At 59.0% G+C, this 18,479-nt stretch carries 20 protein-coding genes and 1 tRNA gene; 1 reads left to right on the forward strand and 20 read right to left on the reverse strand.

Going from position 1 to position 18,479, the window contains the following annotated elements; translation table 11 throughout:
* Nucleotides 1-103: 103 nt before the first annotated feature.
* From E1K68_RS21875 to E1K68_RS21970, 20 genes are all read right to left on the reverse strand, one after another.
* Nucleotides 104-844: a helix-turn-helix transcriptional regulator gene (locus E1K68_RS21875; protein ID WP_057710560.1), complete on the reverse strand. Its 741-nt coding sequence runs from the start codon at nt 842-844 to the stop codon at nt 104-106.
* A gap of 287 nt (nt 845-1,131) precedes the next feature.
* Nucleotides 1,132-3,735, reverse strand: a complete 2,604-nt coding sequence (locus E1K68_RS21880; RefSeq protein ID WP_094774818.1) for an autotransporter outer membrane beta-barrel domain-containing protein — start codon at nt 3,733-3,735, stop codon at nt 1,132-1,134.
* A gap of 69 nt (nt 3,736-3,804) precedes the next feature.
* Nucleotides 3,805-4,077: a hypothetical protein gene (locus E1K68_RS21885; protein WP_212614937.1), complete on the reverse strand. Its 273-nt coding sequence runs from the start codon at nt 4,075-4,077 to the stop codon at nt 3,805-3,807.
* A 182-nt stretch (nt 4,078-4,259) separates the two neighbouring features.
* A tRNA-Lys gene (locus E1K68_RS21890) sits at nt 4,260-4,335 on the reverse strand.
* Nucleotides 4,336-4,458: 123 nt separating this feature from the next.
* Nucleotides 4,459-5,106 carry a 7-carboxy-7-deazaguanine synthase QueE gene (gene queE / locus E1K68_RS21895; protein WP_003193859.1) on the reverse strand — a complete coding sequence of 216 codons (648 nt, stop codon included), beginning with the start codon at nt 5,104-5,106 and terminating at the stop codon, nt 4,459-4,461.
* A 163-nt stretch (nt 5,107-5,269) separates the two neighbouring features.
* On the reverse strand, nt 5,270-6,100 hold the full coding sequence (ybgF, locus tag E1K68_RS21900; RefSeq protein ID WP_003193860.1) for a tol-pal system protein YbgF: 831 nt from the start codon (nt 6,098-6,100) through the stop codon (nt 5,270-5,272).
* A gap of 6 nt (nt 6,101-6,106) precedes the next feature.
* Nucleotides 6,107-6,607 (reverse strand): peptidoglycan-associated lipoprotein Pal, encoded by a 501-nt coding sequence (gene pal, locus E1K68_RS21905; protein WP_003193861.1) that lies wholly within the window; start codon nt 6,605-6,607, stop codon nt 6,107-6,109.
* Between the two features lie 55 nt (nt 6,608-6,662).
* On the reverse strand, nt 6,663-7,943 hold the full coding sequence (gene tolB, locus E1K68_RS21910) for a Tol-Pal system beta propeller repeat protein TolB (RefSeq protein WP_032874245.1): 1,281 nt from the start codon (nt 7,941-7,943) through the stop codon (nt 6,663-6,665).
* Between the two features lie 17 nt (nt 7,944-7,960).
* A complete protein-coding gene (tolA, locus tag E1K68_RS21915; protein ID WP_003193863.1) occupies nt 7,961-9,034 on the reverse strand; it encodes a cell envelope integrity protein TolA in 1,074 nt (357 codons plus the stop codon).
* Nucleotides 9,034-9,486, reverse strand: coding sequence for a protein TolR (tolR, locus tag E1K68_RS21920; protein ID WP_161793227.1), 453 nt, complete (start codon nt 9,484-9,486; stop codon nt 9,034-9,036). The genes tolA and tolR overlap by 1 nt, the downstream gene beginning before the upstream one ends.
* A 22-nt stretch (nt 9,487-9,508) precedes the next feature.
* Nucleotides 9,509-10,204 (reverse strand): protein TolQ, encoded by a 696-nt coding sequence (gene tolQ, locus E1K68_RS21925; protein WP_003193865.1) that lies wholly within the window; start codon nt 10,202-10,204, stop codon nt 9,509-9,511.
* 1 nt (nt 10,205) lies between these two features.
* Nucleotides 10,206-10,661 carry a tol-pal system-associated acyl-CoA thioesterase gene (gene ybgC, locus E1K68_RS21930; RefSeq protein ID WP_003193866.1) on the reverse strand — a complete coding sequence of 152 codons (456 nt, stop codon included), beginning with the start codon at nt 10,659-10,661 and terminating at the stop codon, nt 10,206-10,208.
* 129 nt (nt 10,662-10,790) lie between these two features.
* Entirely contained in the window at nt 10,791-11,849 is a 1,059-nt protein-coding gene (gene ruvB, locus E1K68_RS21935) for a Holliday junction branch migration DNA helicase RuvB (protein WP_003193867.1), read from the reverse strand.
* The gene (ruvA, locus tag E1K68_RS21940) at nt 11,850-12,461 is read right to left on the reverse strand and encodes a Holliday junction branch migration protein RuvA (protein WP_003193868.1); all 612 of its coding nucleotides are present in this window, start codon (nt 12,459-12,461) and stop codon (nt 11,850-11,852) included.
* Between the two features lie 70 nt (nt 12,462-12,531).
* Nucleotides 12,532-13,056: a crossover junction endodeoxyribonuclease RuvC gene (gene ruvC / locus E1K68_RS21945; RefSeq protein ID WP_003193869.1), complete on the reverse strand. Its 525-nt coding sequence runs from the start codon at nt 13,054-13,056 to the stop codon at nt 12,532-12,534.
* Nucleotides 13,057-13,227: 171 nt separating this feature from the next.
* Nucleotides 13,228-13,974 (reverse strand): YebC/PmpR family DNA-binding transcriptional regulator, encoded by a 747-nt coding sequence (locus E1K68_RS21950; RefSeq protein WP_212614653.1) that lies wholly within the window; start codon nt 13,972-13,974, stop codon nt 13,228-13,230.
* A gap of 135 nt (nt 13,975-14,109) precedes the next feature.
* Entirely contained in the window at nt 14,110-15,885 is a 1,776-nt protein-coding gene (gene aspS, locus E1K68_RS21955) for an aspartate--tRNA ligase (protein ID WP_032895509.1), read from the reverse strand.
* Nucleotides 15,886-15,993: 108 nt separating this feature from the next.
* Nucleotides 15,994-16,215 (reverse strand): zinc ribbon domain-containing protein, encoded by a 222-nt coding sequence (locus tag E1K68_RS21960; RefSeq protein WP_003193872.1) that lies wholly within the window; start codon nt 16,213-16,215, stop codon nt 15,994-15,996.
* A gap of 162 nt (nt 16,216-16,377) precedes the next feature.
* Nucleotides 16,378-16,731: a ribbon-helix-helix domain-containing protein gene (locus E1K68_RS21965; protein ID WP_032900853.1), complete on the reverse strand. Its 354-nt coding sequence runs from the start codon at nt 16,729-16,731 to the stop codon at nt 16,378-16,380.
* A 181-nt stretch (nt 16,732-16,912) separates the two neighbouring features.
* Complete coding sequence (locus tag E1K68_RS21970) at nt 16,913-17,386, reverse strand: Dps family protein (protein WP_003193874.1); 474 nt, start codon at nt 17,384-17,386, stop codon at nt 16,913-16,915.
* Between the two features lie 427 nt (nt 17,387-17,813).
* Here E1K68_RS21970 and E1K68_RS28095 point away from each other — a divergent pair, with 427 nt between their 5' ends.
* Complete coding sequence (locus tag E1K68_RS28095; protein WP_003193875.1) at nt 17,814-18,416, forward strand: cold-shock protein; 603 nt, start codon at nt 17,814-17,816, stop codon at nt 18,414-18,416.
* Nucleotides 18,417-18,479: the final 63 nt, after the last annotated feature.

Consider the following 18,479-nt stretch of genomic DNA (forward strand, 5'->3'; position numbering starts at 1 on the left):
CGGTGCATCTGTTGCTGCACTAAAGCTTTCGCAGGCAAGCCAGCTCCCACATTGGACCTTCGTCGCCCCTCGCCAAAGTGCCAGTCACGGCTACCGCTGTGATTCAGACCAGGCGGCAGTGACTCGGGGTGTAACCCAGGGTGCGCTTGAACATCGCGGTAAATGCACTAGGGCTTTGGTAACCGTGCTCCAAAGCCACCTCCAAAATGGAGGCGCCACTGGCCAGCCGCTGCATGCTGAGCAGCAACCGCGTGCGCTTGCGCCATTCGCCGTAACTCATGCCCAGTTCTTTCTGGAACAGCCGAGCGAGGGTGCGTGAACTCATATTGAGCTGCACCGCCCAACACTCCAGTTTCGATTCCTGGGAAGGGTTGTCGATAAAGTCGGCACACAGTGATTTGAGCCTCGGCTCATGCGGGATCGGCACATGCGCCAGTACCCGCTGCGCGCGGTCAAGCTCCGAGAAAATCAGCTCGACAATCTGCACATGACGCAACGACGCCGGCTGGCTGTCAGGCTCATCGCCCGCAGCCACAATCAGCTCGCGCAGCAAGGGTGAAACCCTGATGACCTCGCACGCCTGCGCCAACCGACCGTGCGCCCCCGGCGAGATCAGCAAAGTGCGCATACGCACCTCGCCGGTCATGCGGATCTGATGCTCCATCGCCGGGGGCACCCATAGGGCGTGCCCGGAAGGCAGCACCCAGGTTGCCTGCTGCACCGACACCAGCATTACACCGTTGATGGCATAGACCAGTTGGCCCTCGTCATGTCGATGAGCAGCCACTATGTCGCCGTGCACGTAGTTACCGGCGAGGGCTGCCAAAGAGGTATGCGCGTTCATTTCAGCAAGCCGCGAGCAGGTCAGGCCGGCCACTGTTGGAAGGATCCTTGGGCATCATGTCGCGTCTCCTTTTTTGAACAGAGTGACCCATTGAGCCTCAGTGGCCACTGGATCCAATACTAAACAAAGAAAGGGGGCGGGGAATTGCGTATTAGGGTGGGGACTGTGAAAAAACGTCGAGTAAAAATTAAAAAAACCAAAATATCGGCGAGTAGATTTCAAGAAAAAAAGATTATTGCTTTTGGGGATAACAGGGGCTCGCAAAGAGCCCCTGTTCGGGCTTAACCCTAAAACGCGTAACGCGCCTTGACCATCACCCCATCAGCATCAAACCCGCTACGCGCCTGGCGGGTATAGCTGGCGCCCACGGTCAGCGCCGACACCTGATAATTCAGGCCCAGGCTGGCTTCGTAACTGTCACGTGCGACCGAAGCGCCCGTGACGGTAAACGCCGAACCGCCCAGCACAAAGCTGGAGGTTTGCGCCACGCGGTCACCCATCAGGTCGTGGTAGGCCATCAATGTGGCTTCCGGTTGCAGGCTGCCAGTGGCCAACGGGAAGTTGCCGGCCAAGCGCACACCCGCGCCCAACTCGCCCACTTCATAGCGTTGCGAGCCGGTACTCAGCGCCGCTGAGGAGCCCTTCTCGGTGAAGCTGTCCATGCGCACGTTGGAATAACGTGCCGCCACTCGCGGTTCAATCACGGCAGCATCCGACAGCTTGAAGCTGTAGCCGCCCTGTACGCTGGCCGACAACACATTGCTGTCGTAGCTGCCCTTGGCGGTTGTGCCCGCTACACGACGCTTGCTGTCATTGTCGTTATGGCCGTAGCTCAGGCTGCCGTCGACGAACCAGTTCTGCAGCGACCAGTTGCCGTACAACGACAGCGCATGGCCCTGCACGTCGGTCTTGGTGCCCAGGTCCGAATGGATGTTGGAGTTGAGGTAGCTGTAAGCCACACCCACCGTGGTGCTGTCGTTCAACCGACCATCCACACCCACCGCCATGCCGCTGCTGTTGGCCGAATAACCGTTGTCGCCGCTGCGTCCATCCTGATCCATGTTGCTGCTCAAGCCTTGCAACCACACACCCACGGCTTCGCGATTATCACGCTGGCCCGAGAGGCGATTGAGGATCGCGCCATTGATCACCGTCTGGCCCGACAAGGCCACGTCCAGCGCACCACGGTTGACGTCCGGCTTGAGTTGCTCGCCCACCTGCGCCAACTGCTGCGCCGTGCCCGCGTTGGCCAGGGCCTGGAACACCGGATCATCCGTTGCCAACTGCCCGAGCACGTCATTTTTTGCTTCGTTGACCACCGTGACAACCGGCTCAGTGGCGCCCGCGCCGGTCAGTTCCTCTTGCACTTGCTGATTGCTCTTCAACCCCACCACGGCCTTGACCGTCTGCGCATCGGCCGAATAACTGAGCACGTCCAGCAACGACGAAGTGCTGGCAACCGACAGGCCGTTGTTCTGCACACTGCTGGCTTGCAGCAAGGTGTATTCGGTGCCGCTCGGCACGGGGGTGAAATCGCCTGGGTTGGCGCTCAAGGTCACTTTCGATGCCTGGGCGAAATTCGCCGCACCGTTGACCGTCAGGTATGGCGTGGTCGGCACTACGCTGTTGGCCAGGCGCATATCAATGCCTGCACCGCTGGCGACGTTGAGGTCACCGGTGAGCACCGTGCCCGGGGCCGACAGGTTCAGAGAGCCCGAGTTGATCGACACCGGCGCGATGATGCGGCTGCCGGAAAAGTCAGCCTGGCCGGCGATGTTCACCGCGCTGACGTTGAGCACGTCGCCGACGATTTTGCCGCCGGTCCAGTTGAGGGTGGCGCGGTTGGCTGCGTCGATAGCGATTCCGGAATTGCTGCGGATTTCACCGGCTTGTTGGTTGATTTCGAAGGTGGAGGTTTGCTCAGCTGCGTCGACAGAGATGGCCGTGCCATCGGCGATGATCGTGCCGCGGTTGATGATGCCGCGGGAGCCGGTGGGGCTGTTTTGGGTGAAGGTGGCGCCCAGGAGATCGATCGCTTTGGCGTTTGTACCTTTGGCTTCGAGGGTGCCGGTGTTGAGGATGGAGTCGACGGTACCTGCATAAAAAACAATACCGGAAGCATCTGCGCCGTTCACAGACAGCAGGCCACTGTTTTCGATACGCAGTGGACTCGTGGTGGTTTCAACTTCTATGCCCCAGGCGCGCTGGCCCGTTGCAGTGATAGTCCCGGAGTTGATGATTTTGCCGCCGATATTGATCGGGAAATCACTCGGGCCATCCACTGCCAGCGCCACTACTTCATCGCCGACCACCTCGATCACGCCCGTGTTAGCAACGTCGCCTGCCACTTGCGTGTTATGCAGGAACATACCCTCGCCGCCAACCGTGCCACCAAAAGCAGAAGTGCCCGATACAACGGGAGTTGTTTTAATGGTGCCGGAGTTGATTACGCTGCCACCAATCACGGCATCACCAATCTCAAAACCTTCGTAACCGCCATTGTTCATGGTGATGTTACCGGCCTGAATCAGATCGCCCGTAATCGTACTAGGGGTTGAGCCGTCGTTTGCAAAACCGAATGGGTCCACGGCAAACGCCCGAATGGAACGTCCGTCAGAGGTCATCACAATATCAGCACGATTGATCAGCGAACCTTGAATACTGGTATTGGAAACACTGACACCCATCAACGCAGTAGTGCCAGAGTCGGGGGTGGGCGTTTGATTGGTCGCTTCAGTCAGCCTCCCGGTGAAGGTCAGAGATTCGTTAAACGTCTCACCCTTCCACGAGGTTTTGCCTTGACTCAGATCCACTTCAACGGCCAATGCCTGGCTGCTGATTGCACCGACCACCACGGCCAACAGTTTTTGCTTGAACGGTTTTTGCTTCATTTGAAAACTCCATGTACGACAGAAGACATCGCCATAAACCCATGGCGATTACAGATATAAAACGAACGACTACAACAAGCGCCGCTGCACCGCCTCATCCAACGTGCTGCGGGTCAGAGCTTGCACCACCTCGTGGGTGTCCTGGCGGAAAGGTAGGGCAACGATCAACAACAATTGCATCCAGGTACGCAGCGACTCGCTCTTGCGCACACGGCCCAGCCCCTTGCCGGGCAAGCGGCGCTGCTGATCTTCCAACAGGCGGTTTTGCCGCTCGCGAATCAGGTCCTCACCCGGCAGGGTTAAGGCCATCACGCTGTGGGAAGCGAGGCATTGAGCACCCACACGAACGACCGAACTATTCGGTCAGTACCGGCCCGCTTATGAGTTAAGGAATATTTTGGACTGCAACGGAATCTGAGCAAGGGCTGACTCAGCGTCGACTCGGACTTGCCAAATAACAGGCAAAAAAAAACCCGGAAATCCTCACTTGCGTGGGCCTTCCGGATTTTCTAAACCGCCAAAAATGGTGGGTCGTGTGGGATTCGAACCTACGACCAATTGGTTAAAAGCCAACTGCTCTACCAACTGAGCTAACGACCCGCTGTGTGGTGGCGCGTATAATACTGATTTCTAAGGATTATTCAACACCTTATTTTAAATAAATCAGAAAAAACGCATTTGAACGGTAATTCGGTGGGTAGAACGCCTATCGCAGCCGCCTGATCAGCGCCCTGGCTCGTCGTTCCACAGGTACTTGTGCAGCTGCAATTGCAGGCGCACCGGCAGGTTGTCCGCCACTACCCAGTCCGCCAGCTCCCGGGCGTTCAGGTCGTGATGGCTGGGTGAGAACAGCACCTCGCCCGCCCGCCGCTCCAGGCCATACTGGATCAGCTTGGAGGTGGCCCAGTCATAATCGTCACGGGAACAGATGACGAACTTGACCTGATCGTTGGCCGTCAGCAAGTCGATGTTCTCGTAGCGGTTGCGGTGGGCTTCCTTGGAGTCCGGGGTCTTGAGATCGACGACTCGGCTGACGCGCGAATCGACCGCAGAGATGTCCAGGGCGCCGCTGGTTTCCAGTGACACCTCGTAGCCGGCGTCGCACAGTTGCTTGAGCAAAGGGATGGCGTTGGGTTGCGCCAAGGGCTCGCCGCCCGTCACGCAGACGTAGCGCGGCCGGTAGCCGGCAACCTGTTCCAGGATGTCGTCGAGGGTGCGCACGGTGCCGCCACTGAAGGCGTAGGCGCTGTCACAGTATTGGCAGCGCAATGGGCAGCCGGTCAACCGTACAAAGACAGTGGGCAGGCCAGCAGTGCGCGTTTCACCCTGCAACGAGTAAAAGACTTCGGTAATACGTAATGTGTCTTGCATAGTCGCCACGGGCGTAACAGCTAAACAGGCTGTCCGCCTCCGTCAGGCACTTCAAGGGATTGCGCCAACGCGTCAACCCCAGGAAGCGTGTTTCATAAAAGGGCGTGGATTCTAACGAAAAAACCCGCGACAAGCGCGGGTTTCTTCTAAACGGCTGCATGGCTTACAAGCGTTGCAGGTCCCGCTGGGCCAACTGCGCCGCGGAGGTACCCGGGTACTGGGCAACCACCTGCTGCAGAATGCCTTTGACCTTGTCGGTATGACCCAGGCGGCGTTCTACATCAGCGAGTTTGTACAGCGAATCCGGAACCTTGGCGTGCTTGGGGTACAGCTGGCTGACCTTGGCAAAAGCCTGGCCCGCCGCTTGCAAATCACCCTTTGCCAGGTTGACCTCACCCAACCAGTACTGGGCATTGCCCGCGTATTGGCTGTTAGGGTATTTGCGCAGGAAAGCGGTAAAAGCCTGGCTGGCCTTATCGAAGTCCTTGGCCTTGATCAGGTCGAAGGCTGCATCGTAATACAGTTTTTCCTTCGCTGGATCACCCGGCTCGCTGCTGGCAGCAGGGGCGGCAGCAGCGGCCCCCGCTGCGGCGCCACCGGCAGCGGCACTGGGTGCGCCACCGGCAGAAGAATTATCAGGAGTAGCGGCAGGTGCAACACCGGCTCCAATACGACGATCAAGATCCTGGTATCGCTCCAAGCCTTCTTGCTTCAGCTGGTTCACTTGATTTTGCAGAACTTCAATGGCGCCTTGTTGCTGGGCCAATTGATCCTGCATGCGTTGCAGCTGGTTGAACAGTTCGCCCTGTGCCGAGGGAGCGGACGTAGCCGCTCCCCCCGCATAGGCGCCGTTCGTGCCATAACCTGCTGGCGGATAACTGCTCCCGCTATTGTTATAGCCTGAGTTGCTATCCGTTACAGGAACCGCAGCCCACACCGCAAGCGGTGCGAAGCTGAGAGCCAATACAGTTAGAGCACGACGGCACGTTCGCATGACGAATTACTTACGCAGTTCGACGCGACGGTTCTGAGCCCACGACTGTTCGTCGTTGCCAGTTGCAACTGGACGCTCTTTACCGTAGGAAACCAGTTCCAGTTGGCCTGGAGCAACACCTTGCAGTACCAGGTAGCGCTGAACGGCTTTCGCACGACGCTCGCCCAGTGCCATGTTGTACTCACGAGTACCACGGGCGTCAGTGTTACCTTCCAGAACAACGCGAGCGCCGTTAGCTTTCAGGTCCTTGGCGTGAACGTCCAGAGCGCGCATGGCTTCTGGCTTCAGGTCCGAACTGTCGTATTCGAAGTAGAAAGTGGTGATAGCGCGCAGAGCAGCTTCTTCGCTCAGGGAGCCGTCGACCGCACCAGTGTTGGCGCCGTAACCAGCGTTTGGATCAACAGCTGCGCCTTCACCGGCATTGTCGCCGCCTTTAGAGGAGCAACCAACGGCTACGGACAGAGCCAGAGCCAGAGCAGCAAACTTACCAAACTTCAGCATTTCCATCGTGAAACTCCTAATGAACCCCAGTGTGTTAAGTACTTCTTTTTGTAGCGCCGCGTCAGTTCAGGTAAGGGGACCAGGATGGTTCTCTGACTTCGCCTTGTGCGGTAGGAAGTGGGAGCCTTACGCGTCCATTGATGGACACGAGCATCAAGACTCCCCGGCCCTGCTGGCGGGTGGCGTAGATTACCATGGTGCCGTTGGGCGCAACAGTGGCTGACTCATCAAGGTTGGTATCTGTAAGGATTTTTACGGTTCCGCGCTGCAAATCCTGGGCCGCAACCCGGAAATTAGTGAAACCATCCTGACGGTGAATCATCACCAACGTCTTTTCATCGGCCGAAAGCTTGGGGTTGGCGTTGTAGTTACCAATAAAGGTCACACGTTCCGCACCGCCGCCGTTCACATTTGCCTTGTAGACCTGAGGCTTGCCGCCACGGTCGGAGGTGAAGTAGATGGTCGAACCATCCTTACCCCAGAACGGTTCGGTGTTGATGCCCGGGCCGCTGGTCACACGCGAGAGCTGACGCGAGGCCATGTTCATCACGTAGATATCCGGGTTGCCGTCCTTGGACAGCACGAAAGCCAGGCGCGAACCATCCGGCGACCAGGCTGGCGCACCGTTGAGGCCTTCGAAGTTGGTGATCTGCTCACGACGGCCAGTATCGATGTGCTGCACAAAGATGCGCGGGCGACGCTGTTCGAACGATACGTAGGCAATACGCTTGCCGTCTGGCGCAAAGCGAGGCGACAGGATTGGCTCGCGGGACTGCAGCAAGGTCACTGCACGTGCGCCGTCGTAGTCCGAACGCTGCAGGGTGTAGCGGGTATTGTCTACAGAGAAACGCTCAGCCGTCACATACAGCAGGCGCGTCGAGAACGCCCCTTTGATACCGGTGAGTTTTTCAAACGACTGGTCCGAGATGTAGTGAGCCATGTCGCGCAGTTGCTCGGCGGTACCCGATACGCTGCCGGTCAGAACCTGCTGCTCGGTGGCCACGTTGAACAACGTGTACTGGATCTGCAGGCGACCGCCGGCCGGCGTGATGCTGCCGACCATCAGGTACTGGGCACCGACCGCCTTCCAGTCACGGAAGATGACTTCGCTGGCCTGGGTTGGCTGGCTGATCATGTTGCCTTTTGGAATCGGCGCGTAGTAACCGGAGTTACGCAGGTCGTCGCTGACGATCTGGGCCATGTCGTCCGGCAGCACGCTGCCGCCCTGCCAACCGAACGGCACGACTGCAATCGGGGTGGCCCGATCACTGCCGCTGGTTACCAGGATGTTCTTTTCATCCGCCGCCGCTATCCCTGCCATACAGCAAATAACGACAAGCATTCCTCGAAGAAGGTTTCTCACAAGGCTAGATCCTCAGGTGTGAATGTCATCTTGAATGAACGATAGGGAGCGAAGTCACTTGGTTTCATTCCCTGCATCTCGGTCAACCGGCCAATATTCTTGACCGCGGCAACCGCCGAACTGTCGAACGAACCGTCACCACTGGACTTGGCCACGCTGACCGAAGTCACCGTACCGTCCGGCAACATGCCGATCTGCAGCACTACTGTCATGCCTTTACGTGCCGAAGGTGGACGTGTCCAGCCTTCCGCTGCCCGCGCCCGAATCAGGTCGTCGAAACTGCCCGCGACTTCATCGCCACGCTCATCGGCCAAGGCTTGCTGACGCTGCGGCGTGTCGGAAAGCAAATCTGCCAGGGCCTGGGCCTTTTTCTCTTCGGCGGATTTGCGTGCTGCTTCCTGGGCCTTTTTCTTGGAGGCGTCGGCGGCAGCTTTCTTCTTCGCTTCGTCGGCGACTTTCTTCTTCGCCTCGTCTGCTTCAGCTTTTTTCTTGGCGTCTTCGGCGGCTTTCTTCTTCGCGTCTTCGACTATCTTTTTCTTGGCTTCTTCAGCGGCCTTTTTCTTGGCCTCTTCTTCGGCAGCCTTCTTGGCTTCTTCTTCCGATTTCTTCTTGGCTATATCAGCCAATTGTTTCTCTTCGGCCTTTTTCGCTTCGGCAGCTTTCTCGGCTTTCTTGGCTTCATCAGCCTTTTTCGCCTCGTCGGCCTTCTTGGCTTCGTCAGCCTTTTTCGATTCCTCGGCCTTTTGAGCCGCCTCTTCTTTCTTTTGTTCCGCAGCAGCCTTCACCGCTTCCTGCTCGACCTTCTTCTGTTCCATCTGCTCGACTTCAGTCTGGCGCGCGGCCGACTTCTGGGCCTCACCCGCAATCTTCTGATTGGTCTGGGTGGTGGCCTGACTTTTCGATTTCAGCTGATACAGGGTCGCCTGCACGATCGGCTTGGCTGGCGGCAGGTCCGGGGTCATGGCAAAGCTGACGAACAGCATGCCGAACACCAGGACGTGCAGGGCAATTGCCCACACGCCAGGCCAGAAGTAGCTTTCCGAGGCGGACGGCTCTCGCTGTTGCTGCATCAGGGCGCCTCGGTAATCAAGCCAACGTTACCGACGCCGGCCTTCTGCAGCCCGCCCATGGCGCCCATGACGGAGCCGTAGTCGACCGATTTGTCACCCCGGATAAACACCTGGGTGTGCTTGCCGCCTTCGTTGCCGGAGCGAATGATCTTGGTCACCGCATCGGTCATTGCAGGCAAGGTCAGGGCCTTGTCCTGCTGCTTTTGCGTGTCGACTTCGCTGCCAAGGTTCCAGTAATAGGTCTTGTCAGCCTTGATCGAAATGGTCAGGACCTGAGTGTTGTTGTCCTGCGGCAAGGCTTCACTGGAAACCTTGGGCAGATCAACCTTCACGCCCTGGTTGAGCATCGGCGCGGTCACCATGAAGATCACCAGCAGTACCAGCATCACGTCGATGTAGGGCACTACGTTCATCTCGGCGACCGGCTTGCGCTTTTTGCGAGCTCGAGCGATTAAAGCCATTGGAATTACCTGCTTATTCTTCGCTGGTGTGCACTTTACGGTGCAGGATCGCCTGGAATTCATCGGCGAAGGTGTAGTAACGGCCGATCAAGGTTTCGCTGGTGGCGGCAAAACGGTTGTAGGCGATTACTGCGGGGATAGCGGCGAACAGGCCGATCGCGGTGGCGATCAGGGCTTCGGCAATACCCGGGGCCACGGTGGCCAGTGTGGCTTGCTGCGCCTGGGCCAGGCCGCGGAAGGAGTTCATGATGCCCCATACGGTACCGAACAGGCCGATGTATGGGCTCACGGAACCCACGGTGGCGAGGAACGGCAGGCCCTGCTCAAGTTTCTCTTCTTCGCGGGAGATGGCAACGCGCATGGCACGGGCCACGCCTTCCATCACCGCTTCCGGGTCTACACCAGGCTGCTGGCGCAGACGGGAGAATTCCTTGAAGCCGGCACGGAAGATCTGCTCGACGCCCGAGTCCGGGTCCGGGTTGCTGCCGGCCTGGCGGTACAGCTTGGACAGGTCGATACCCGACCAGAAGCGCTCTTCAAAGCTCTCCAAGGCACGTCGACCGGCACGCAGCATGTTGCTGCGCTGAAAAATCATGACCCAAGAGGTAACCGATGCGGCTACCAGGGTCAGCATGACCAGTTGAACCACGACACTGGCATTGCTGACCAGGCTCCACATGGAGGAATGGTCGACGACGGTAGGTTCCACGCTAAATCTCCTGCTTTGATTGTTGACCCGCGCCGCTCACGGCGGCAAAGGCCGCGCGTAGAGTTTCGGGAATGGCCCGAGGTTTCAAGCTGTTGGTGCGCACACACGCCACCAGGAACTGCCCCTCACAGAGCAGCGTTGCATCCGTGGCCCGCCTGACCTGCTGTTTGAAACGCAGGCTGGCACGGTTCAATTCGATGACTTCGGCACTGACCAGCAATTCGTCGTCCAGTCGCGCCGGTGCGTGGTAACGCGCCTCGCTGGAATGCACGACGAATAACAGGTCCTCGCCTACAAGCTCGGACTGGGCAAAACCCAACTCCCGCAGCCGCTCGGTTCGAGCCCGTTCCATGAATTTCAGGTAATTGACGTAATAAACGATGCCGCCGGCATCGGTGTCCTCGTAATAAACGCGACAGCGATGTGCGAACGACTGATCCCCGTTTTGCGCGCGCATACTCTAGTGCTTACTCCTCAGGTTGCCAATTGGCTGGGCAACTGTTTTTTCATTCCTGAACGCTTTCAAATGACGACGCCAGACACTGGGACAGCACAAAGCTCGGATAAATCGTCCGGCGTAAGCTTTTTAATCGTCTACTGCATCGAGGAATTCGTCTACCACGGGCATCTCTCCCAATCGTGACGGAATGTTTAGCCCAAAGTGCAGGTAAGCATGGCGTGTCACCACCCTGCCCCGCGGGGTTCGCATGATGTAGCCCTGCTGGATCAGGTACGGCTCCAGCACATCCTCAATGGTATGGCGCTCTTCACTGATGGCCGCGGCCAGGCTGTCTACGCCGACCGGGCCACCGTCGAATTTCTCGATCATGGTCAAAAGTAGGCGCCGATCCTGGTGATCGAAGCCATGCTCGTCCACATCCAACAGGTTCAACGCCAGGTCCGCCACCGCCTTGGTGATGTGGCCCTTGGCACGCACCTCGGCAAAATCGCGCACGCGGCGCAGCAGGCGGTTGGCGATTCGCGGCGTGCCACGAGCACGTCGAGCGATTTCAAAGGCGCCTTCCGGGTCCAGAGGCAAGCCAAGGATACTCGCCGAACGGCTGACAATGGTCGCCAGATCGGCGGTGCTATAGAACTCTAGACGTTGAACAATGCCGAAACGGTCTCGCAGCGGGTTGGTCAGCATGCCCGCACGGGTGGTCGCGCCCACCAGGGTGAATGGCGGCAGGTCGAGCTTGATCGAGCGGGCCGCCGGGCCTTCGCCGATCATGATGTCGAGCTGGAAGTCTTCCATGGCGGGGTACAGCACTTCCTCCACAATCGGCGACAAGCGATGGATTTCGTCGATAAACAGCACGTCATGGGGTTCAAGATTGGTCAGCAGCGCTGCCAGGTCGCCCGGCCGCTCCAGCACCGGGCCGGAGGTGGACTTGATCGACACGCCCATTTCCTGGGCGATGATATTGGCCAGGGTGGTCTTGCCCAACCCCGGCGGGCCGAAGATCAGGGTGTGGTCCAGGGACTCACTGCGCCCGCGCGCGGCCTGGATAAACAGCTCCATCTGCTCGCGCACGGTAGGCTGGCCGATGTATTCGGCCAGGCTCAGGGGGCGGATGGCCCGGTCCTGGACTTCTTCACGGTCACGCGGGCCGGTGGCCGCGATCAGACGATCGGCTTCAATCACTTAAATCATTCCCTTCAGGGCACGGCGAATCATGTCTTCAGCGCTCAGGTTCTTGTCCTTGATGGCCGATACGGCCTTGCTGGCCTCCTGGGGCTTGTAGCCCAGGGAGATCAGCGCATTGACCGCATCGCTTTCCGCGCTGGCGACTTGGGCCGCTGGCATATCCGGCTGGTTCGGTACCAGGGCGAACATGCTCGGCACCACTTCCCAGGCTTTGAAGCGGTCTTTGAGTTCCACCAACAAGCGCTCGGCGGTTTTCTTGCCGACCCCCGGCACCTTGGTCAGAGCCGAGGTGTCTTGGGCGGACACGGCACGCACCAACTCATCCACTTCCAGGCTCGACATCAAGGCCAGGGCCAGTTTGGGCCCCACGCCATTGAGACGAATCAGCTCGCGGAAGAAATCGCGGTCGCGCTTGCCGATGAAACCATAGAGCAGTTGCGCGTCTTCGCGCACCACTAAATGAGTGTGCAAGGTTATCGGCTCGCCGACGGACGGCAGGCGATACAAGGTGGTCATGGGCACTTCCAGCTCATAACCCAACCCATTCACATCCAGAATCAGGTGCGGCGGCTGTTTCTCAGCCAGGGTGCCGCGCAAGCGTCCAATCACGGTTCAGATCCTTAAAGCTTGGGGGTCAGTTCAAGGCCTGACCGCAAAAATAACGATTGCGCTGATGCTATCAGAGACGCAGGCGCCCGCCACGACTACGTGCTGTGCCCAAGCCGTGAGGCAACAGGCTGGAGCGGGTATGGGCATGGCAAATGGCGATGGCCAGGGCGTCCGAGGCGTCGATCTGCGGCTTGGAAGTGAGCTTGAGCATGTGCATGACCATCATCTGCACCTGCTCCTTGTTGGCGCCACCGGTGCCGACCACGGCCTGCTTGACCTGGGTCGCGGTGTATTCAGCGATTTCCATGCCCTCCTCGGCACCCGCCACGATGGCGGCGCCACGGGCTTGGCCGAGCTTCAACGCCGAGTCGGCATTCTTGGCCATGAACACTTTTTCAATGCCCATGGTGACCGGGCCGTAGGTCTGGATGACTTCACGCACGCCGCGATAAACGATCTGCAGCCGTTCGGCCAGCTCGCCGGCACCGGTGCGGATGCAACCCGAGGCGACGTACACGCAGCCGCGCGGGGTCTGCTGCACCACGCCAAAACCGGTGATGCGCGAACCGGGGTCGATACCTAGGATTAAAGTCATAACGCCTGCGGGTTGGATTTACAACGGTATGTGCCAGGCACACATTTGTGTAACAGCATAGAACCCCTGAGGGAGCTGGCTTGCCTGCGATGCGGGCACCTCGGTGCGTCTGTCAAATCGAGGTGATGCTATCGCAGGCAAGCCAGCTCCCACAGTGGATATTCATCGTTCTTAAGTGAGCTGTTCGGCCACAGACTCAGGAATGTCGGCATTCGAATACACATTCTGCACATCATCCAGGTCTTCAAGCATGTCCAGCAGCTTCAGCACCTTTTGCGCACCGTCCAGGTCCAGTTCGGCACTGGTGGTCGGCAGCATCACGATCTCCGCGTCGGTGCCACTGAAACCAGCGGTTTCCAGGGCGTTACGCACGGCGTAGAAGCTGGCGAACGAGGTAAACACGTCGATGGAGCCGTCTTCGTTGGTCACGACGTCATCGGCATCCGCTTCCATCGCAGCTTCCATCAGCGAGTCTTCATCGGCGCCCGGTGCGAAGGTGATCTGCCCCTTGCGCTCGAACAGGTAGGCCACCGAACCATCCGTGCCGAGATTACCACCGCACTTGCTGAACGCATGACGTACGGCTGCCGCTGTACGGTTGCGGTTGTCGGTCATGCATTCGACCATCACCGCCACGCCGCCCGGGCCATAGCCTTCATAGGTCAGCTCGACCATATCGTCGGTATCGGCCGCACCGGCACCACGGGCCACGGCGCGGTCAATGATGTCGCGGCTCATGTTCGCGCCCAACGCCTTGTCCAGCGCGAGGCGCAGACGCGGGTTGGAGCCCGGATCACCGCCACCCTGGCGGGCCGCGACAGTCAGTTCGCGAATCCACTTGGTGAAGATCTTGCCTTTCTTGGCATCCTGACGCTCTTTGCGGTGCTTGATGTTCGCCCACTTGGAATGGCCAGCCATAACACAACTCCGAATTCTCTAGAAACCTTATCAATCCCGCCCCAGGCGAGATTTCCCTCTTTTAAACGCAAAGGCGCATCCGAAGATGCGCCTTTTTGACTGCCTACCACTTTATCGCGCTTTCACGCAGCAGCCTTACTCAGCCTTCGGCGTCTCGCGCAGGCGGATGTGCAACTCGCGCAAGGCCTTGGCATCCACCACACCCGGCGCCTGGGTCATGACGTCCGCAGCGCTCTGGGTTTTCGGGAAGGCGATCACTTCACGGATCGACTGGGCGCCGGTCATCAGCATCACCAGACGGTCCAGACCGAACGCCAAGCCACCGTGCGGCGGCGCGCCGTATTTCAGGGCGTCGAGCAGGAAGCCGAATTTCTCTTCCTGTTCCGCTTCGTTGATGCCCAGCAGGCGGAAGACCGCTTGTTGCATCTCTTTGCGGTGGATACGGATCGAGCCGCCACCCAGTTCAGTACCGTTGAGCACCATGTCGTAGGCACGGGACAGCGCGCCGGCCGGGTTGGCTTCCAGCTCCTGCGGGGAGCACTTCGGCGCGGTGAACGGGTGGTGCAAGGCGCTAAAGCTGCCGTCGTCGTTCTCTTCGAACATCGGGAAGTCCACAACCCACATCGGCGCCCATTCGCAGGTCAGCAGGTTCAGGTCGTGACCCAGCTTGATACGCAGCGCGCCCAGGGCTTCGCTGACGATCTTGGCCTTGTCGGCGCCGAAGAACACGATGTCGCCGTCAACCGCACCGACGCGATCAAGGATCGTGTTCAGGTTGGCCTCAGGGATGTTTTTCACGATCGGCGATTGCAGGCCGTCGACACCGTTGGCGCGCTCGTTGACCTTGATGTACGCCAGGCCCTTGGCACCGTAGATGCCGACGAACTTGGTGTAGTCGTCGATCTGCTTGCGCGGCATGCTCGCGCCGCCAGGCACGCGCAGGGCGGCGATACGGCATTTCGGGTCGTTGGCCGGGCCGCTGAACACCTTGAAGTCGACATCCTTGAGCTGGTCGGCCACGTCCACCAGTTCCAGCGGGTTACGCAGGTCTGGCTTGTCGGAACCGTAGCGGCGCATGGCTTCTTCGAAGGTCATGTGCGGGAATTCGCCGAACTCCAGGCCCAGCACTTCCTTGAACAGGTTGCGGATCATCTGCTCGGTCAGGCCCATGATCTCTGTTTCATCGAGGAAGCTGGTCTCGATGTCGATCTGGGTGAATTCCGGCTGGCGGTCAGCGCGCAGGTCTTCGTCACGGAAGCACTTGGCGATCTGGTAGTAACGGTCGAAGCCGGCCACCATCAGCAGTTGCTTGAACAACTGCGGCGATTGCGGCAGGGCGAAGAAGCTGCCGGCGTGGGTGCGGCTCGGTACCAGGTAGTCACGCGCGCCTTCCGGGGTGGCCCGGGTGAGGATCGGCGTTTCGACGTCCAGGAAGCCGTTTTCGTCGAGGAAGCGGCGGATGCTGGTGGTCATGCGCGAACGCAGGCGCAGCTTCTCGGCCATTTCCGGACGACGCAGGTCCAGGAAGCGGTAGCGCAGGCGGGTTTCTTCGCCTACGTCGGAGTATTCGTTAAGTGGGAACGGCGGGGTTTCCGACTCGTTCAGCACTTCCAGCTCGTAGCCCAGCACTTCGATGCCGCCGGACGCCATGTTCTTGTTCACAGCACCGGCCGGACGCAGGCGTACCTTGCCGGTGATTTTCACCACGTACTCGCTGCGCACGCGGTCGGCGGCGGCGAAACTCTCGGCGCGGTCCGGGTCGAACACCACCTGGGCCAGACCATCACGGTCACGGATGTCGAGGAAGATCACCCCGCCGTGGTCGCGGCGACGGTGAACCCATCCGCAAAGGGTGATTTCCTGACCTTCCAGGGTCTCGTTCAGTTGGCCGCAATAGTGGCTGCGCATCATGGTCGTGGTTTCACTTCTCGTAATTCGAAATTCGGTGGCAGGCCTGCCTCGTCACCGTACAGTTAAGCAGGGGACGGATAATGCAGGAGCCTGCGCGTAGAGTTCAACTCAGTCTGCTTTGTCGCCGCCCGCCAGGTTCTTCTTGGCGCCGGTCTTGAAATCGGTCTCGTACCAGCCGCTGCCGCTCAGGCGGAAGCCCGGCATGGACAACATCTTCTTCAACTCAGGTGCCTGGCAGGCAGGGCAATCGACCAGCGGCGCGGCGCTGATCTTCTGAATGGCTTCCAACTGATGACCACAGGAAGCGCATTGATAGTCGTACATGGGCATGGAGATGTCTCGGCGATCAGATCGTTACAGCGCCACGCCCTGCCCTGTGCATAAAGCCCGGCATGCGCAGCAAAGCGCGGGATTATATCTGGTAAATCAACACAGCGCAGCCGGCTTTGTGCCCAGGGCCCGGCCCGCCGGGATGACGGGCCGACCACCGGACTACTGCTTGAGCGTGTCTCCCGTCGTGAGCGCGCCCCGGCCTTTGAGCACATGAACCACGCACACCACCCTCACCAGCCCGCTGAAGTTCTTTACGCCTCCGTAACGCAAATGCACTTCCCGATCGACATAGGACAACAACGCACTGACCGAACAGGTATTGAGCCTGGCGATTTCCGTCAGGATGTTCCAATAGATCTGTTCAAGCCGCAGGCAGGTAGAAAACCCATTGAGCCTGACCGACCGGGACAGTGGCTTGGCCAGTCCCATATCAAACCCCTTCGAAAAAGGGTCAACTTTTATCTTGTGAAAACCACAGGCTTCCATCACTCCCTTACCCACTCCACGTGACATACACCTGACACTCCATTGCCAAACAGCAGCCAACAGGTTTCTCCCATTGGACGATGGGCCTATAAAACAGCAGCCAGCGCAGAGCAGCCAGAAGACGGGGAGTAGTTAGTCGTAGGACAACGCCAGGAAGCGCAGGGAAACCAGCAGGCAGCGCCCAAAAGGCGCCGCCTGGGTTTAACCGTTACTGGTTTTCGAGCAGGGAGCGCAGCATCCACGCGGTTTTCTCGTGAACCTGCATACGCTGGGTCAAGAGGTCTGCCGTCGGCTCATCACTGACTTTGTCGAGCAATGGGAAGATGCCTCGCGCGGTACGCGTGACCGCTTCCTGGCCGGCCACCAACTGCTTGATCATCTCTTCGGCGCTCGGCACACCCTCTTCTTCCTTGATGGAAGACAGGCGGGCGTAAATCGAATAGGCACCCGGCGCCGGGAAGCCCAGGGCACGGATACGCTCGGCAATGGAGTCCACTGCCAGCGCCAGCTCGTTGTACTGCTCCTCGAACATCAGGTGCAGCGTACGAAACATGGGGCCTGTGACGTTCCAATGGAAATTGTGGGTCTTCAGATACAGAACATAGGTATCGGAAAGCAGGCGGGAAAGTCCGTCGACGATGGATTTACGGTCTTCTTCACTGATACCAATATCGATTGCCATGTGTTTCCCCTTCAATTGACGAGCATTCATTGATCAGGTGCAGCTCCACTCTAACAAGAGAGTGCGTCATGTGCAGCCCGGCACACCCGGGCGACATGCGGCAAATCGCCCCGCACCGCCTGCGGGATCTGACTTGGCAAGCCTGTTTACCTGTGGGAAGAGTCTGGGCATGCCAATGAAAAATCCCGCACCTGTCTAGGACAAGCGTTTGACGCAGAAATGCCGTGGCCGTGGCAACACCCCGAAATGCTTGATTTGAGTAGGCACAGCCTTTGCTGTTAAATAGACGCGGTGTGGCTGCCGTTTATTCCTGCGGCACGTCACATAGGCTGATACCCGCGCACGTGCTCAACGCCTCCCATTGTTCAGAAGCGAACCGTGCCAGTCAGCTCTTCCTTGTGATCCGTCTTAACGTGAGTTAACCAAAATGTTGAAAATCGTCCACCTGCTAACGGGCGTTGCAGCGTTGCTGCTGTCCTTTATTCCGAGCCTGCAGCCTGAAAGCCTGCCCTATCTGGAACAACACGACGCCCTGTACCTGGCCTTGTTCGGCCTTCTTAACCTGACGCTCGCACCGGTAATCCCTTACTGGAACAAAGGCACGCGTCATCAACTGCAAAACCTGGTCAGTGCGCTGCTGGTGCTGACTGTTGTCGTACAAACCCTCACCCTCCTGGCGCCCATGCCTGAAGTTGGGGGCCATCCGGCCATCCTGCTCAGCCTGGTGATTGCTGTGGTCGCCATCGTTCTTCACCTGGCCATCAGCTTCTACCGCTCGTCTCCAGCGGCCGCGTCGCAAAACTATGACATGACCAACCGGGATACCGGGACCGTCAAGTGGTTCAACACCTCCAAGGGCTTCGGCTTCATTTCCCGCGACTCGGGCGACGATATCTTCGTCCACTTCCGAGCCATTCGTGGCGAAGGCCATCGCGTCCTGGTCGAAGGCCAGCGCGTGGAGTTCTCGGTGATGAACCGTGACAAGGGCCTGCAAGCCGAAGACGTCATCGCTGCCCTGCCGCGTCGCTGATTCCCCAGCCTTCGCAGCAAAAAAAAACCGCGATTCAGCCTTGGCTGGGTCGCGGTTTTTTTA

Source organism: Pseudomonas sp. B2021 (assembly GCF_018135665.1).
GTDB lineage: Bacteria > Pseudomonadota > Gammaproteobacteria > Pseudomonadales > Pseudomonadaceae > Aquipseudomonas > Aquipseudomonas lactis.

What these genes read in the sequence shown, in the direction of transcription:
- pal (WP_003193861.1), bottom strand. Translation starts at nt 6,607, where the DNA reads ATGGAAATGCTGAAGTTTGGTAAGTTTGCTGCTCTGGCTCTGGCTCTG.
- E1K68_RS21950 (WP_212614653.1), bottom strand. Translation starts at nt 13,974, where the DNA reads ATGGCTGGCCATTCCAAGTGGGCGAACATCAAGCACCGCAAAGAGCGT.
- E1K68_RS21970 (WP_003193874.1), bottom strand. Translation starts at nt 17,386, where the DNA reads ATGGCAATCGATATTGGTATCAGTGAAGAAGACCGTAAATCCATCGTC.
- E1K68_RS21880 (WP_094774818.1), bottom strand. Translation starts at nt 3,735, where the DNA reads ATGAAGCAAAAACCGTTCAAGCAAAAACTGTTGGCCGTGGTGGTCGGT.
- queE (WP_003193859.1), bottom strand. Translation starts at nt 5,106, where the DNA reads ATGCAAGACACATTACGTATTACCGAAGTCTTTTACTCGTTGCAGGGT.
- E1K68_RS21875 (WP_057710560.1), bottom strand. Translation starts at nt 844, where the DNA reads ATGAACGCGCATACCTCTTTGGCAGCCCTCGCCGGTAACTACGTGCAC.
- E1K68_RS28095 (WP_003193875.1), top strand. Translation starts at nt 17,814, where the DNA reads ATGTTGAAAATCGTCCACCTGCTAACGGGCGTTGCAGCGTTGCTGCTG.
- aspS (WP_032895509.1), bottom strand. Translation starts at nt 15,885, where the DNA reads ATGATGCGCAGCCACTATTGCGGCCAACTGAACGAGACCCTGGAAGGT.
- ybgC (WP_003193866.1), bottom strand. Translation starts at nt 10,661, where the DNA reads ATGCGCGCGCAAAACGGGGATCAGTCGTTCGCACATCGCTGTCGCGTT.
- E1K68_RS21960 (WP_003193872.1), bottom strand. Translation starts at nt 16,215, where the DNA reads ATGCCCATGTACGACTATCAATGCGCTTCCTGTGGTCATCAGTTGGAA.
- tolA (WP_003193863.1), bottom strand. Translation starts at nt 9,034, where the DNA reads ATGCAGCAACAGCGAGAGCCGTCCGCCTCGGAAAGCTACTTCTGGCCT.
- ybgF (WP_003193860.1), bottom strand. Translation starts at nt 6,100, where the DNA reads ATGCGAACGTGCCGTCGTGCTCTAACTGTATTGGCTCTCAGCTTCGCA.
- E1K68_RS21965 (WP_032900853.1), bottom strand. Translation starts at nt 16,731, where the DNA reads ATGTCACGTGGAGTGGGTAAGGGAGTGATGGAAGCCTGTGGTTTTCAC.
- tolB (WP_032874245.1), bottom strand. Translation starts at nt 7,943, where the DNA reads ATGCTTGTCGTTATTTGCTGTATGGCAGGGATAGCGGCGGCGGATGAA.
- ruvC (WP_003193869.1), bottom strand. Translation starts at nt 13,056, where the DNA reads ATGACTTTAATCCTAGGTATCGACCCCGGTTCGCGCATCACCGGTTTT.